The 12508-nt window shown below is 67.2% G+C and carries 22 protein-coding genes; 1 reads left to right on the top strand and 21 read right to left on the bottom strand.

Features of this window, described 5'->3' with window-relative positions; all coding sequences use genetic code 11:
• Positions 1-242: 242 nt before the first annotated feature.
• A complete protein-coding gene (locus tag DEJ47_RS24390) occupies positions 243-1454 on the top strand; it encodes a hypothetical protein (protein ID WP_150171629.1) in 1212 nt (403 codons plus the stop codon).
• 11 nt (positions 1455-1465) lie between these two features.
• Here DEJ47_RS24390 and DEJ47_RS24395 read toward each other — a convergent pair whose 3' ends face one another.
• The 21 genes from DEJ47_RS24395 to DEJ47_RS24485 all read right to left on the bottom strand — a co-directional run bounded on the left by DEJ47_RS24395 (position 1466) and on the right by DEJ47_RS24485 (position 12456).
• On the bottom strand, positions 1466-1852 hold the full coding sequence (locus DEJ47_RS24395; RefSeq protein ID WP_190415534.1) for a glutamate ligase domain-containing protein: 387 nt from the start codon (positions 1850-1852) through the stop codon (positions 1466-1468).
• Positions 1849-2373, bottom strand: a complete 525-nt coding sequence (locus DEJ47_RS24400; RefSeq protein WP_150171631.1) for a C39 family peptidase — start codon at positions 2371-2373, stop codon at positions 1849-1851. Before DEJ47_RS24400 ends, DEJ47_RS24395 begins: the two co-directional genes overlap by 4 nt.
• 37 nt (positions 2374-2410) lie before the next feature.
• Entirely contained in the window at positions 2411-3502 is a 1092-nt protein-coding gene (locus DEJ47_RS24405) for an ATP-grasp domain-containing protein (protein WP_150171633.1), read from the bottom strand.
• Positions 3499-4305 carry a diaminopimelate epimerase gene (dapF, locus tag DEJ47_RS24410; protein ID WP_150171635.1) on the bottom strand — a complete coding sequence of 269 codons (807 nt, stop codon included), beginning with the start codon at positions 4303-4305 and terminating at the stop codon, positions 3499-3501. Before dapF ends, DEJ47_RS24405 begins: the two co-directional genes overlap by 4 nt.
• Before the next feature lie 58 nt (positions 4306-4363).
• Positions 4364-4543, bottom strand: coding sequence for a hypothetical protein (locus DEJ47_RS24415; RefSeq protein ID WP_223828482.1), 180 nt, complete (start codon positions 4541-4543; stop codon positions 4364-4366).
• Between the two features lie 149 nt (positions 4544-4692).
• Entirely contained in the window at positions 4693-5235 is a 543-nt protein-coding gene (locus DEJ47_RS24420; protein ID WP_150171639.1) for an NUDIX hydrolase, read from the bottom strand.
• Complete coding sequence (locus DEJ47_RS24425; RefSeq protein WP_223828483.1) at positions 5232-5621, bottom strand: hypothetical protein; 390 nt, start codon at positions 5619-5621, stop codon at positions 5232-5234. The genes DEJ47_RS24420 and DEJ47_RS24425 overlap by 4 nt, the downstream gene beginning before the upstream one ends.
• Before the next feature lie 94 nt (positions 5622-5715).
• Positions 5716-6561, bottom strand: a complete 846-nt coding sequence (locus DEJ47_RS24430) for a helix-turn-helix domain-containing protein (protein WP_150171641.1) — start codon at positions 6559-6561, stop codon at positions 5716-5718.
• A 19-nt stretch (positions 6562-6580) separates the two neighbouring features.
• The gene (locus DEJ47_RS24435; RefSeq protein WP_190415536.1) at positions 6581-7093 is read right to left on the bottom strand and encodes a DUF6879 family protein; all 513 of its coding nucleotides are present in this window, start codon (positions 7091-7093) and stop codon (positions 6581-6583) included.
• A complete protein-coding gene (locus DEJ47_RS24440) occupies positions 7071-7334 on the bottom strand; it encodes a hypothetical protein (RefSeq protein ID WP_150171643.1) in 264 nt (87 codons plus the stop codon). Before DEJ47_RS24440 ends, DEJ47_RS24435 begins: the two co-directional genes overlap by 23 nt.
• Before the next feature lie 197 nt (positions 7335-7531).
• Positions 7532-7915, bottom strand: a complete 384-nt coding sequence (locus tag DEJ47_RS24445) for a hypothetical protein (RefSeq protein WP_150171645.1) — start codon at positions 7913-7915, stop codon at positions 7532-7534.
• Positions 7912-8220 (bottom strand): hypothetical protein, encoded by a 309-nt coding sequence (locus tag DEJ47_RS24450; protein WP_150171647.1) that lies wholly within the window; start codon positions 8218-8220, stop codon positions 7912-7914. Before DEJ47_RS24450 ends, DEJ47_RS24445 begins: the two co-directional genes overlap by 4 nt.
• Positions 8217-9404 (bottom strand): hypothetical protein, encoded by a 1188-nt coding sequence (locus DEJ47_RS24455; RefSeq protein ID WP_150171649.1) that lies wholly within the window; start codon positions 9402-9404, stop codon positions 8217-8219. The genes DEJ47_RS24450 and DEJ47_RS24455 overlap by 4 nt, the downstream gene beginning before the upstream one ends.
• A complete protein-coding gene (locus DEJ47_RS24460) occupies positions 9401-9622 on the bottom strand; it encodes a hypothetical protein (RefSeq protein ID WP_150171651.1) in 222 nt (73 codons plus the stop codon). Before DEJ47_RS24460 ends, DEJ47_RS24455 begins: the two co-directional genes overlap by 4 nt.
• Positions 9619-9981, bottom strand: a complete 363-nt coding sequence (locus DEJ47_RS24465; protein WP_150171653.1) for a hypothetical protein — start codon at positions 9979-9981, stop codon at positions 9619-9621. The genes DEJ47_RS24460 and DEJ47_RS24465 overlap by 4 nt, the downstream gene beginning before the upstream one ends.
• Positions 9978-10454, bottom strand: a complete 477-nt coding sequence (locus DEJ47_RS24470; protein WP_150171656.1) for a toprim domain-containing protein — start codon at positions 10452-10454, stop codon at positions 9978-9980. Before DEJ47_RS24470 ends, DEJ47_RS24465 begins: the two co-directional genes overlap by 4 nt.
• A gap of 25 nt (positions 10455-10479) precedes the next feature.
• A complete protein-coding gene (locus DEJ47_RS24475; RefSeq protein WP_223828484.1) occupies positions 10480-10899 on the bottom strand; it encodes a CHC2 zinc finger domain-containing protein in 420 nt (139 codons plus the stop codon).
• A complete protein-coding gene (locus DEJ47_RS36530) occupies positions 10896-11036 on the bottom strand; it encodes a hypothetical protein (protein WP_190415538.1) in 141 nt (46 codons plus the stop codon). The genes DEJ47_RS24475 and DEJ47_RS36530 overlap by 4 nt, the downstream gene beginning before the upstream one ends.
• A complete protein-coding gene (locus tag DEJ47_RS36535; RefSeq protein WP_190415540.1) occupies positions 11036-11182 on the bottom strand; it encodes a hypothetical protein in 147 nt (48 codons plus the stop codon). Before DEJ47_RS36535 ends, DEJ47_RS36530 begins: the two co-directional genes overlap by 1 nt.
• Positions 11179-11571, bottom strand: a complete 393-nt coding sequence (locus DEJ47_RS24480; protein WP_150171660.1) for a hypothetical protein — start codon at positions 11569-11571, stop codon at positions 11179-11181. Before DEJ47_RS24480 ends, DEJ47_RS36535 begins: the two co-directional genes overlap by 4 nt.
• 15 nt (positions 11572-11586) lie before the next feature.
• A complete protein-coding gene (locus tag DEJ47_RS24485) occupies positions 11587-12456 on the bottom strand; it encodes an AAA family ATPase (RefSeq protein ID WP_223828485.1) in 870 nt (289 codons plus the stop codon).
• Between the last annotated feature and the right edge of the window lie 52 nt (positions 12457-12508).

Below are 12508 nucleotides of genomic sequence, written 5' to 3' on the forward strand. Positions count from 1 at the left end.
AGCCTTTCGAGGCTGGGCCCCTAAGTTTTTCCCGTGCTGGATCGGTGCTGGATAATCTGACACCTCGTCACCTGTCATCACCCCTCATCACCTGCACCGTGCTGGATCGGTGCTGGGTGACTCTGCCTGTCTTGGAGAGCGTCTCGCGGGCCGTCCGCATCCTCCTTATGTCCGCTTTCTGTACGACTGAAGGATGAGACCGGAAGGCACTCAAATACTCCTTGCTCTCGAACAGGCGTTCCATGTTCTACTGGCGGAACATGACGTTCCGAAGGGGGAGGACTGCCTTGTCCAGCCGCATGAAGTCCGCGTTTGTTGACCTGCTCGCCATACCCGAGCGAGGCCACGAGCATCGGGCGTCAGCGGCTCTCGGATACGGCCTACTGGCCACCGCCGTCGTCTTCACGGGAACCATGGCGGTCGTCGAGGACGGTCACGGGCAGGCAGCGAAAAGGACCCCCTTCGCCGCCGTGCCCGACCATGGGCCCACTGAGGCCGACATGCCCGGCAACAACGTGGAGACGGGCGAAGAGGCGGTCCCCTCGAAGGGGCAGGCGCAGCCCGCGCCGGTCTTCAGCGGTGACGAGCGCGACGGGTATGTCCCCACGTACTTCGACGGGCACGGCGGCATCGCGGGTGTCCCATTGACCGAGGAGCAGTGCCGCGCCGTTGTGGCCGAGGCCATGCGCCGGGGGATGCCGAAGGAAGCGGCGCACGATCTTGCGTACGGCGCGGATTCTGAGACTGTCGGCGAGGACACCGTCTTGGCGGACGGGGGCGCACGCCAGCCCGTCTACCGGAAGGTTGCGCCTACCGAGGTCGACCACGCATCGGTAGACGCCCCAGCTCGAAGCGCGGGTGGCGGCAAGCCGGTGAACCAGGGGCGACGTGAAGGCGCCGGCACTCAGGGGCGACGGGACGAGGAACGGCAAGCGGGGGACGGGAAGGGGCAGGGCCGCCCGCCGGAGAAGCGTGAGAAGCCATCAGTCGCCGATGTCTTCGAGCAGGAGCTCAAGGACCAGATTCCGGACCCGATCGAGGATGTTCTCGGGCCCTTCAACCCGTTCCGTGCCTTCCTGGCAGACCTGAGCATGTACGGCGCCGATGTCGAGCTTGAGGTGTCCGAGCCTGACCCGGTAACCGACACGGTCACGGTCACGGGCTCCACGACGGTCAGCGACGACGTGGCTGTCACCGTCGAGGCGGAGGTACCCGTCGAGGAGTCGCGACCCGGTGAGCGGAAGCCGTGCACGATTACGACGACCGTGAAGCACCCAGAGACGGGCGTCGTGAAGTCGGAGAGTACGGCGATCGTGCACGACCCAGACGACGTTCCACGAGTGGCTGTGAACGAAGTTGTCGACGCGGTTTTGGAGGCCAGCGACGGGGCGGGGGCCGAGGAGGAGGTGGTCCGGGAGGCCGTCGAAGACCTCGCGGACGCTCGCGATCTCTAGGCGATGGACTATCAGAAGCCGGTGACGGGCTGCCCAGTCAACCGCTGGGCGACCTGCCACAACATGCCGCCGCGCGACGCTTTCACGAGCACCTTGTCACCAGGTAGGAGGATCTTTTCGAGTAGCTCTGCGGCGGTCTTGTTGTCGGCGACCATCGCGAGTTCAGGCACCCCGGCCGCGCCCGCGTATAGAACGAGCTGCTTCACCATGTCCCCGCCGACGCCGATCACCATGTCAACGCCCAGCTCGCCAGCCATGCGACCAACGGAACGATGGGCCTCTACGGCTTCGTCGCCCAGCTCCAGCATCTCGCCCAGTACAGCGATCGTCCGTCCGCCTACAGGCTGGGCTTCTGCATCGGTTACGCCGGTGGCGGTCGAACCGTCTGCCTCGGTCATCGGAACTCTCCGTTGGTCAGGGGAGCGAAGGTAATCGCGCGGCCCGTGTAAGAGGGGGCCAGGCGGCTGAGTGGAACGCTGTCGTGCCTCTGGCCCCACGCGGACGGGTCGCGGAAGTGGATGGTTGGATCTGGGCCGTCTTCGTATCCGCGCAGGATGACGAGGTGGCCGCCCGAACGTCCATCGTCGGGGAACTGCTCGGTCACGGACACGATGAGTGGTGCTTCATAGAGTCTGGCCGGCAGTTCCTCGACGAGGACGGGTTCAGCGGTCGAGGGAACTCCTAGCTCGGTGGCCAGGCTTGCGATCCCTGCGTGCAGGGCTCCGCGGGGCGTCAGCACTTCGTTCTTGACAGCCAGTTTCAGGAGTTCCGTCACTGTGGGCGCTTCCTGACCGTAGGCCAGGAGAATCATCCGGAGCGACGCCAGGCCGCACGCCCGGTTGGACCATTCGATCCTGTCTCCCAGTGCCCACCCTCCGTGGAGATCCCATTCGGCGGGGGTGATGAGCTGTCGGCACATGGGGACTTCGTGGGCGCGCGGCACAGCGGCATTGCTCCTACAGGGAGACGGCAGCCTCCCGCGTCACCGTGGTGCTGGAGAACACGGGAGTGGGCAGAGGAACATCGTACGGCGGCCGGGTCAGGGCCTCATGAAGCATCGCCAGTACGACATCCGTGTGCGTGAGCCCGACCATCGCCGCCCCGACCGCGAAGTTGCTGTCACGGGACATGCCCGGCGTGCTGTTGACCTCCAGCACGTACGCGTCGCCCTTCTCGGTGACGATGAAGTCGATGCGGGCCGAGCCGCGCAGTCCGATCCCTTCCCACAGCGTCCGGGCGTCCATGGCGATCCGGTTCATCGCTACGGTCTCCAGCTCGGCGGCGCGGACGGTGACGGCGCCCTTCGAGTCCACGTCGAGCTTGGCGTCGGCGTCGTAGAACTCGGCATCGGTCGCCTCGGTGGTCAGCGGCGGGAAGACCATGACGGAGCCGCCGGGAAGCTCCAGCATGCCCACGGTTACGGGGGTTCCGACGACGTAGTCCTCGACGAGCACCTCGTCGCCGCTTTCGCCGGCGGCCTCCGCCAGGGCGCGGGGCAGCTCGGCCACGTCGCGGACGAGGCTCATGCCTACGCTGGACCCCCCGAAGGGAGGCTTCACCATGACGGCCCGGCTGCCCCAGTTCACAGGCCCGCCGGACCAGACGCGCCAGCCGGGCGTCGGGACGCCCAGGGTCAGCATGATCCGCTTGCAGAGGATCTTGTCGGCGGCGACCGCGGAGGCCGCGACCCCGCTGCCGCAGTAGGGCACGCGAAGGTAGTCGAGCAGGCCCTGAAGGCGGCCGTCCTCGCCGTACGGACCGTGCAGGTTCGAGAGGGCCACGTCGTACGAGACCAGCTCCCGGATGAAGTCGGGCTGAGTGGGGTCCAGCTCCTTCCACCGAGCGCCGATCTCTTCGAGTGCCTCGCCCAGGGCGGTCACGGACCGCTGCTCGACGGGGCACTCGGAGTGGTAGAGCCTGTCTTCGGCGGACACCGGCCCGTAGATGAGGGCGACGCCGAGGCCCTGTCGGCTCTGCCCCCACGAGCGGAGCTCCTCGGCGGCCTTGTGTGCCGCCTGCTTCGAGCTGGAGTCGAGAAAGACGGTCATGCGAGTACCCCTTCGAAGGTTTGGGTGACCGGCCCGCCAACCCAGGCGGCCCGATTCGGGCGGTCGTCGTGCGGACGGACGGTGAGCGGCTCACCGGCCCGGTTGTGAACGATGACCTCGCGCTTGGCGACGAGACCGCGCATGGTGGCGACGACGACGGCTGCGACGGCCCCGCTGCCGCAGGAGAGCGTCTCGGCTTCGACACCGCGTTCGTAGGTGCGGATCTTGAGCGCCTGGCGGCCGAGGCGCTGGACGAAGTTGACGTTCGTGCCGAGCGGCGCCACGTTCTTGTGGTGCCGCACGACTCGGCCGACCACTTCCGCGTGGATGGCGTCCACGTCGTCCACGACGGCGACGACGTGTTCCGTGCCGGTGTGCGCGCTGTCGAACCACGTCGGCCTGCCGTTGATGATCGTCTGCACAACGCGGGGCTGGATGGCGCCCACTTCGGCCGTGACCCATACGGCTGCCTGGTCGACGAGCGCCTCGTGCATGACTCCCGCCATGCGGAGCTTCATGGCGGTCGTCGACCCCGAGCTCTCGTCGTAGGCGACCCACGCCACGCACCGCAGCGCGTTGCCGCACATCGTTGCCGCCGACCCGTCCGCGTTGAAGCAGGCGACTTCGAGCACGTCGGTGTCGTCCTCGGCGGGACGGCTGATGACCAGGCCATCGGCGCCGACGCCGGTACGCCTCGCACACAGGCGCTCTGCCGTCTTGGCCCAGACCGTGGCGTCTCTCGGCTCCGCGTTGGTGACGAGGACGAAGTCGTTGCCCGCCCCATGGACCTTGCGAAATTCCATGCCAAAGCTCCTCGCGTCGTGCGGTGAAGGTGTTTGGTACGAAGCCCGAGCGGGCTGATCAAATGGGGCGGCAGACGGTGCGCGCCTTGCGCATGATCCAGGGCGGCCGTCCGGCGAAGTGCAGGACGCGAACGGAAGCGGTGCCCAGGGATCGCATGTCCCGTATCCGCTGGTACTGGCCGTCGAGAAGTACGAAGTCGCCGATGCGGACCTCGTTGGGCGTGCTGTGCGTCTTCACGGTCCCGACTGGGGCAGGCGGCGCCTCAGCGCGCGCAGCCTTGCTGCTCTGGTGGACGTACCGCATTCAGTCCCTCCAGATTCCGAACACGATGGCGCCACCGATCAAGAAGACGGCAGCCATGTAAGCGAACTGCTGGGCACGGTGGCTCATCGGGCTCCGACCAAGAGGCTCTCGACGCGCTCTTGAACCGCCTCGATACCGATCTCGGAGAGAGGCATCCAGGCGGCTGCGCCCATCTCGATCGCTGAGGGGAAGACGGCGCCGGAGTGCGCGCGGAACAGGTAGCGGAGGCCGACTCGGAGCCGAGGGCCGTAGTGGTGGTGTCCCGGCCTGGTCACGTCGACCAGAAAGGCCCCCTCGGCGCCCGGTTGGGTCCACACGTCCCGAATACCGACCTGCTCAGCCAGCAGGCGCAGAGCGGCACCGCTGAGCGTGTCGTCCTCGTCTTCCGGCTCGGCCTCGGCCAGGGCGAAGCGGGGCCCGTTCCGCAGGCAGAGGACGCGGCCATCCTCGTTCACGACGACGGCCCCCGTGACGACGAGAGGGCAACGCTGCTCGTGGGTGCAAGCTCGGCGCCGTGAGTGGTCAACGGCGGCGTCATACACCGGCATCAGTGCCATCCGCTCGTCCTGGTGCTCGTGGATGTAGTGCGAGAGCTCTCGGATGATCTGGGCTTCCTTGACGCTCACGGCGTGCCCAGCCCGTTGCGTTCGGTGTAGATCCAGAGGAGTCGTCGAGTGAGCGTTGCCGCGTCCCGAAGGTAGAGGAACGCCCCGAAAGCCGGAGTGTTCTCGGTCGGCCGGTTCTTGGGGTCGATCAGGTTGTTGCCCTTGCGGACGAGCTCCCGCACCTGCGGGTCATCCTCCGCACCCAAGTCCTCACCGAGCAGAGAGTTGAGCTGCCGGACGATGGCCGGCGTGACGCCGTCTATGTCTGCACGGGTCGAGGAGTCCATCCGCATGGTGAGTACGGAGTCGGTGTGCGAGGAGATCGCCTCAACGTCGATGACAGCCGGGGGCCCGTCCACCGTGTTCCCGACTAGTCCCTTTTCCTTGCCGATACTTGCCAACGCCATCACTGCCCCCTCCGGGCACGTTTTGAGCCGTGCCAATGAAGTTAGGAAAGGGGGCATGTGGGGGGCCACGAGTGTGCCCGGACTTGCCAGTGATTCACCCTAGAGATTCGATGGCCGCGGTGATGAGTTCACGCGCAGCGGCGCCCGTGACGGCAAGTTCGGCCAGTTCAGCGAACGTCTTGGCATACATGGCAAGTTCGTGCCGCTGGACGATGGTGAGGTGGGCCGAGATCAGCTCGACGTTCACCAGCTCGTCGTCGTAGAGGAAGAATCCCTCGACGGGCCACAGGCCCGAGCGGTCGGCGTCCTGGGGGATGATGCCGATGCTGATGGACGGCAGCGCCATAGCGCTCAGCAGGTAACCGAGCTGCCCCGCCATCACGTCAGTGCCGCCGATGCGGGTTCGGAGGACGCTCTCCTCCAGGATGATGGCGAACTTGTGTTTCCCGTAGACGACCTGTTGCTTCTCGACGCGTACTTTCACTGCGGCCGGCACGTCGTCGATGGTTCCTCGACGGTCGCGGAGGGAAGTCAAAAGGGCAGTGATGTACGAGGCCGTTTGTACGGGGCCAGGAATGAGCCAGGGCGAGTAAATGCGGAAGCGTTCTGTGCGCTCCCAGAGAGGAACCACAGACTCCTGCGCCAGCTTGAGGCCGCTGGCCTCCATGTCTCGCCACTCGACGTACATGCCCTCGATTCCGCGGGCCGTCGAGATGAGGTCTTCCGCTTGGCTTTGCGCGTCACAGGCCGCGCACCAAGCGCGAAGGTCGCGCTCCGAGGGGGCGCGAGTGCCCCTCTCGAAGCGCGAAGCCTTCGATTCGTGCCAGCCGCAACGTTTGGCCAACTCCCGCTTGGTGATTCCGGCTGCAAGGCGGATGTCGGCCAGTCGCTTCCCGAGCGCTTTGCGGGCTTCCTGGACGCTCGAAGATGGTGATGTCATGTCGATGCGGCTAGAGCTGTCAGATCAGCTCGAACTCTGCGTGTGGAGTCGCTCGCTGCCACACGGCTTCGAAGGCCGAGTCACAGAGCTTGGCCACCTCTGGGTCCTCTGTCAGTTCCAACAGCATGTTCTCGCCCTCGCCGTCGAAGTGGTTGACGAGTACAAGGCTGGAGTCGAACAGCCAGAAGTCGTTGCCCGGAAGCGCCAGGCTGGTGGCGTCGCGGCGCGAGAGCCAGCGCACGCTTTCCCCGGCGGCGATGTTCAGCCCGTCGGTCACCTCGTACTCGAAGCGGATGTACTCGCTGACGGGCGTCGAAACAATGCGCGCCCGCCGGACCTCGACGCCCCGCGAGGTCGCTTCTGTGACGATCGCGTGCCAGTCAGCCCAGCGCTCGGCGGGGTCGAGAGCCATGCCGGCCTTCCAGTCGACGAAGGCTGGGTCGGACTTCATGTAGGCGTCGCGCATTTCCAGATGGACGGCTGTCCTCTGGCAGTCGCGGAACAGCTCCTCAAACGTCGGGGTCCGCGTCATCCTTCTTCACCTCCGGGTCGGCGTCCTTGGTCTCCTGGCTCAGCTCCATGAAGAACTGCACCATGCGCCGGGGGATCTCCACCACCGACTCGTGGCCGGGAATGTCCATCACCTTGAGGCGCTCGGTCTCCTCCACCTTCCACCCCTGAACGAGGTAGGTGTCCTTCTCATCGTCGAGGTAGATGGTGGGCGATCCGCCGCTAGGACTCTCCGGGTCTTTGCCGAGCATAACCAGGGCCATGATGTCCTCCTCGAACGTCCGTGACGATCTGTGTGCCTGAGCTTGCCCGCGACATCGCCGTGGGGCGAGGAACTTGCCAGAACTTGCCAGGACTTCGAAGAAGACCCTAGGCGGACGAGGCGGGAGGGACGAGCAGTTGATCAGCCGCATACGGCTGTGACCTGGCCCAATCTGATCCCTCACCGCCGCGTCCTGGCCTATGCGGCGGCCTCCAGCTCGTCGTACCCGTCGATGTAGGTCCGGCCGTTCAGCCACGCGGCGAGCTTGCCCACGCCGCGCTCGACGCGGTACCGCACCGCCCGGTCGGTCACTCCGTCTCGGGCAGCGATCAGGGCGTCTGGCCAGTCGAGGGCGAACCGCAGGAACAGGGCCCGGCGCTCGCCCAGTTCGAGCGGGCAGGCCGCCCAGGCTCGGCGGATGTCGGCGAGGTGGGCGAAGAGGGAATCCGCGGCCCGCTTGTCGACGGTGCCCTTCGGCATGTCAGCGTCCGGGGCGGCCGGGTTCCGGATGCCGTACGCGGCTTCGGGTGACCACACGGCCGGGAGAAGGTGCTCGATGACCCGGCGGTCGTACGTACTCACAGGAGACCCTTCTCGGCCCCGTTCAGGGCCGCCTCGTAGGACAGGTGTCGCGACTGGTGGCGAAGGTCCGTGAGCCACGCGTTCCGGAGCTGCTGACACAGCCAGCGGTGCAGGAGGCCGGGACCGGCCGCGAGCATCTGGCGTGCTTCGCTGCCCTTCTCGGCGACGACGAGCGCGGCTTCCTGCCGGGCGTCATCCCGCTCCAGGGCGAGCCCGTACTCCGTGCCGAACTTGCGGGCCACCACATCGATCACGCGCTGAACCTGCGGGTCGTCGAGGAGCGTCCAGTCGTGGGAAGCGCTCACCGGACCACTTCCTTCACGGGGGTGTGGCCGTTCTTCGTCACCGCGACCATCAGGCCCGGCGCTCCCGTGGTGCCCTTCGCGTGCCGCCACCAGGTCGATTCGCTCTCCATGGCCGGGGGCTGAAGGAAGGTGCGCGGGCCGTCCGTGTCCACGTGTTCGTGGTGAAGGTGACCGGCAAGGAGAAGGTCTGCCTGGTGCATGGCGGACGCCTTGTTGAAGGCTTGCCCCTTCCACCACTCGAAGTGCCGGCCGGGCCTCCACTGGTGCCCGTGGGCGTGAGCCACGGTGGTGCCCGAGCAGTCGACGACCACGGTCAGTTCGTCGGTGTCTGGGACGTAGAACTCCACGTGGCCGAAGCGCTCGGGGGCCAGCGCCAGGGCGTCGCGGACGCAGATCAAGGACTCGGTGTCGTGGGAGTCGTCGTAGCGCGTTACGCCCCGGCCCGCGATGCGGACGGCCTCGCCGTGGTTGCCGGGCACTGCGGCCATCGACACGCGGGAGGCGAGCGGCGCCATGGTGAGCGCTCCGTGCAGCATCACGCGGCGGGTGAGGCGGATCTGTTCCGTGAGCGTCAGCGAGGTCCGCCACGAGTTCGAGCCGCCCTGCGACACGAAGCCCTCGACATGATCACCGAGCCACCCCATGTGGACGTGCCCGATGTCGAACCGCTTCCGGTACACGTCCAACAGGTCGGCCGCGCGGTCGATGCACTCGATCGTGCGCTTCAGGGTGCCCGCCGGGCCGTCACCGTCCGCCTTGCCGAACTGCATGTCGCCGAGCGCGATCACGAACGTGTGGTCACCCTCTTCGGCCGTGGCGAGCTGTCGAGGCTGGTGGTTATCGATGGCCGCCAGGAGCTCGTCAACGTCCAGGCCGGACCGGTCAGCGGGCGTCTTCTTCGCGAACTGGAAGCGCGCCGAGACGCCAGTCTCGCCGTTCGGCATCGTCCACTCGCTCGACCGGAAGCCCTTCACCTCCCAGTCGGCCGGGTCGAGGCCTTGCGCCTTCAAGCAGGCCGCCGCGCTGCCCTGCGGGTCCATGCTCTCGGGGCCGCGAACGGTGACTTCGGCCGCGTCGCCGCTCACCTCGATCTGCCGGGTGAAGTCCCTGTCCGGATCGGTCTGGCGAGCCGGGATGGTCGGGCCCACGGGCTTCGACAGGAGCTCTTCGAGAAGGTCGCTCAAGAATCGTTCGCTTCCTGGCGCAGTCGGCGCCGATACGTGCGGATGGTGGAGGCGGACACACGGTGTCCGTAGCGGTCGAGAATCCAGACGAGATCCTCGGCGGCCGTGTCGTTCATGAGGTGGCGCTCGAACGCCTTCCTCTCGGCCCCGTCGAGGGCCGCCCAGATCGCTTGAAGCCGAGGGCCCGGACGCCCAGGCAGGTCACAGCGGGTCGTCACGGCGCCTCCCGGTCGAGGGACTCCACCGCCGAGACAGCGAGGGCCGCCAGGCGGATCAGCCCGGCCCGGACGTGCTCCGGCTCGCACTCAGCGAGCGTGCGGTACGCCTGCGCCAGGACGGCGGAGTCCCAGCCGGGAACGCCGTCGAATTTGCGGGCTGTGTCCGCTGCCATCCACCGATTCGCCTCGCGCTCGTGGTGCTCCCGGCCCTTCAGCGGGTTATGGCCGCCCGCGACCGGCATGGACTGGCCGGAGTACGCCTTGCGGGCCGCCTTCACCTCCGCGAGGACGGCCGTCGCGGGATCGGGCCTCCGCGCCGGCCTCTTGGTCGTCGTCTTCTTCGCGGTCGTCTCGGTCACTTCGTCTTGCTCGCTTCGTCGATCAGGGAGAGGAGGGCGTCAGCGCCTCCGGCCTTGTACGTCTCGGTCACGTCGCCATCGCGCAGGCGGACGCCTCGGGCCGTTCGCAGGGACTTGCACACGCGGGTGACCAGCTCGGCCCCCGCCTCGTCCGGGTCGCCCCAGACCCACACCCGAGAGAAGCCCGCCAGCATCCGGCGGTGCCTCGGCTGCCACAGGGCGGCCCCTGGTACGCCGACCGCGTGGAGACCGAGGCGGCGGAGGGTGATCGCGTCGAGCTCGCCCTCCGTCACGTGGATCTCGTCGCCCGCCGCGTGGATCGCCTCCACCCCGTACAGCCGGGGCGGGTCGTCCTTCAGGGTGTTGTACTTCCCGTGCCAGTAGGCCCGGTGGTCGTGGTCTTCCAGGCAGCGGAAGCGGATCGTGAGCGGGTGCCCGTCGTGCGCCAGGTACGGGATCGCAAGGCGGCCCACCTGCCGCTCGTGGCCGGGGTGAGGGTCAGCGACGACGCCAAGCCGGTACGTAGCCGCCTCGTCCTTGCTGATTCCGCGAGCGAGGAGATACCGCGCGGCGTCCGGCGTAAGCGCTGCCTGATACGCGCTCGTCGCCTCCTCCAGCATCGCCCGTTGCGAGGGCGAGAGAGGTCGCAAGGGCTCGTGCTCCGGCAAAGTCTGTGGGCTCCTTCTTCATCAGCAGCGTGTAGCTGTCGCCGCCTTCGCCGCACGAGTGGCACTTCCACAATCCGCGGTCGAGGTGGTACGAGAACGACGGCGTGTTGTCGTCGTGGAGAGGGCACGGGGCCATGCCCGTCGTGCGCTCGGGGTTGTAGTCGATTTCGTAGTGATCGAGGACGGCGGCGAGTGTGGGCTTCTCGTGCTCCTGGTCCTCGAAGCCGTCCCGGAGGCGGCCAAGGTTCACGGCAGCATCCATTCGTCGAGGTCGTGCATCGGGATCTCGAAGAACTCCTCGATTTCCAAGAGGAGTTGGCCGTCGAAGTCGAGATCGTTGAGGCAGTCGAGGAACGCCTCGAACCCGCAGACCTCCTCGGCCGGCATCACGCGACGCGCTCCCCCCGAAAGGAGCGGGCGTGGACGTCGTAGCCGAGTTCGTCGAGGCCCTGCGGAGTGGTGAAGTCGTCCAGCAGCTCGACGAGTTCGCGGCAGATGCGGGCCTGCTCCTCGACCTCCTCGTACAGCCTCACGAGGCGGCCTCCGGGGGGAGGTCGAAGAACTCCTCGACCGTGCTGAGCACGTAGGCGTGGCGCCAGCTCGCGCCCCGTCGCCGGACGATCACAGCCACGTCTACGTCTCGCGGATCGAGGTCGCGGTGCTTCGCGTAGTTGTCCCGCTCGCGAAGGGCCTCCTTGATGAAGGTGCCCGGCTCGAACTTCGCGTTCTTCGTCTCGGTGATCAGGAACGGACGGTGCCGAACCGGCTGGCGGCGAATCACGTGGTCGCCCTCGTCCTCGGTGCCGGTCAGCCGCAGTCGTTCGATGTCGTATCCGGCCTGGCGAAGTTCGTCGCGGAACTCGGCCTCCCAACGGGCGCCTGCGCGCCGGTTCCTGCGGTTCCTCGCCGCTATGTCGGTCACACTTAGCCTTTCGGGTCAAGCCTTGTCGAGCACGGCCGTGGGGGACCAGGGCTTCGGCTCCGGGGGGTTGAAGAGGGTCATCCGCTCCAGCTTCGAGAAGCGGGTCACGTCTGGGTGGCATCGCAGGGAGGCATATCGGCGGGCCGTGGGATCGCACGGGCCCATGCGCTGTTTGATCACCGCGATCCGGTACTCCAGGCTGTTCGGGTCCAGCGCCACGGAGAGCGAGAGCTCCGGCTTCTCGCTCAAGCCGCCCTTCACCTGGTCGCGACTCGGCGGTGCCCACGGATCGCTCTTGGCCTCCCAGGACTTGTCTGACGCGTGGTGAAGGATGATCACGGTCGCGCCCGTCGCGCGGGCCAGCTCGGTCGCGTTGGACATCACGGCCATCTGCTCGGTGTAGTCGCTTTCCGCGCCTTCGAAGTCCATGAGGTTGTCGAAGACGAAGACCTCTGGGTAGGCGTCCCAGAGCTCGACGTACGCCTCCAGCTCCTCGTCGACCGCGCGCCACGTGATCGGGCTGCCGAACGAGAAGGTGATCCGCGAGCCCCGCAAGGCGTTCACGTACGTCTCGCGATACCGGCCGCCAGCAGACATCCCGGCCTCGACCATCTCCGTCGTGTCGCCGGTCGCCATGCTCGCGAGGCGGCTACTCGCAGTGAAGGCCGACATATCCGCGCTGAAGTACAGGGTCGGCAAGTTCATCTGGGCGACCCAGAACAAAGCGAGCCCGCTCTTCTGGGTGCCGGACCGCCCGGCGATCATCACGACTTCACCGTGACGCGGACGGCAGCCCAGGTTGTACAGCGCCTCGAACGCCTCCACGCGCGGCAGCTCGCGGCCGGATTCTGCGTGCATCGTCAGCGAGCGACCAGGGGTCAGCACTCGGTGTCTCCTTTCTGGGTGAGGCGGGGGCGACCAGGACGGCCGCCCCCGT

This window comes from Streptomyces venezuelae (assembly GCF_008642355.1).
Classification (GTDB): domain Bacteria; phylum Actinomycetota; class Actinomycetes; order Streptomycetales; family Streptomycetaceae; genus Streptomyces; species Streptomyces venezuelae_B.

What these genes read in the sequence shown, in the direction of transcription:
- dapF (WP_150171635.1), bottom strand. Translation starts at nt 4,305, where the DNA reads ATGGAATTTCGCAAGGTCCATGGGGCGGGCAACGACTTCGTCCTCGTC.
- DEJ47_RS24405 (WP_150171633.1), bottom strand. Translation starts at nt 3,502, where the DNA reads ATGACCGTCTTTCTCGACTCCAGCTCGAAGCAGGCGGCACACAAGGCC.
- DEJ47_RS36530 (WP_190415538.1), bottom strand. Translation starts at nt 11,036, where the DNA reads ATGCCGGCCGAGGAGGTCTGCGGGTTCGAGGCGTTCCTCGACTGCCTC.
- DEJ47_RS24440 (WP_150171643.1), bottom strand. Translation starts at nt 7,334, where the DNA reads ATGGCCCTGGTTATGCTCGGCAAAGACCCGGAGAGTCCTAGCGGCGGA.
- DEJ47_RS24390 (WP_150171629.1), top strand. Translation starts at nt 243, where the DNA reads ATGTTCTACTGGCGGAACATGACGTTCCGAAGGGGGAGGACTGCCTTG.
- DEJ47_RS24400 (WP_150171631.1), bottom strand. Translation starts at nt 2,373, where the DNA reads ATGTGCCGACAGCTCATCACCCCCGCCGAATGGGATCTCCACGGAGGG.
- DEJ47_RS24425 (WP_223828483.1), bottom strand. Translation starts at nt 5,621, where the DNA reads ATGGCGTTGGCAAGTATCGGCAAGGAAAAGGGACTAGTCGGGAACACG.
- DEJ47_RS24395 (WP_190415534.1), bottom strand. Translation starts at nt 1,852, where the DNA reads ATGACCGAGGCAGACGGTTCGACCGCCACCGGCGTAACCGATGCAGAA.
- DEJ47_RS24430 (WP_150171641.1), bottom strand. Translation starts at nt 6,561, where the DNA reads ATGACATCACCATCTTCGAGCGTCCAGGAAGCCCGCAAAGCGCTCGGG.
- DEJ47_RS24435 (WP_190415536.1), bottom strand. Translation starts at nt 7,093, where the DNA reads ATGACGCGGACCCCGACGTTTGAGGAGCTGTTCCGCGACTGCCAGAGG.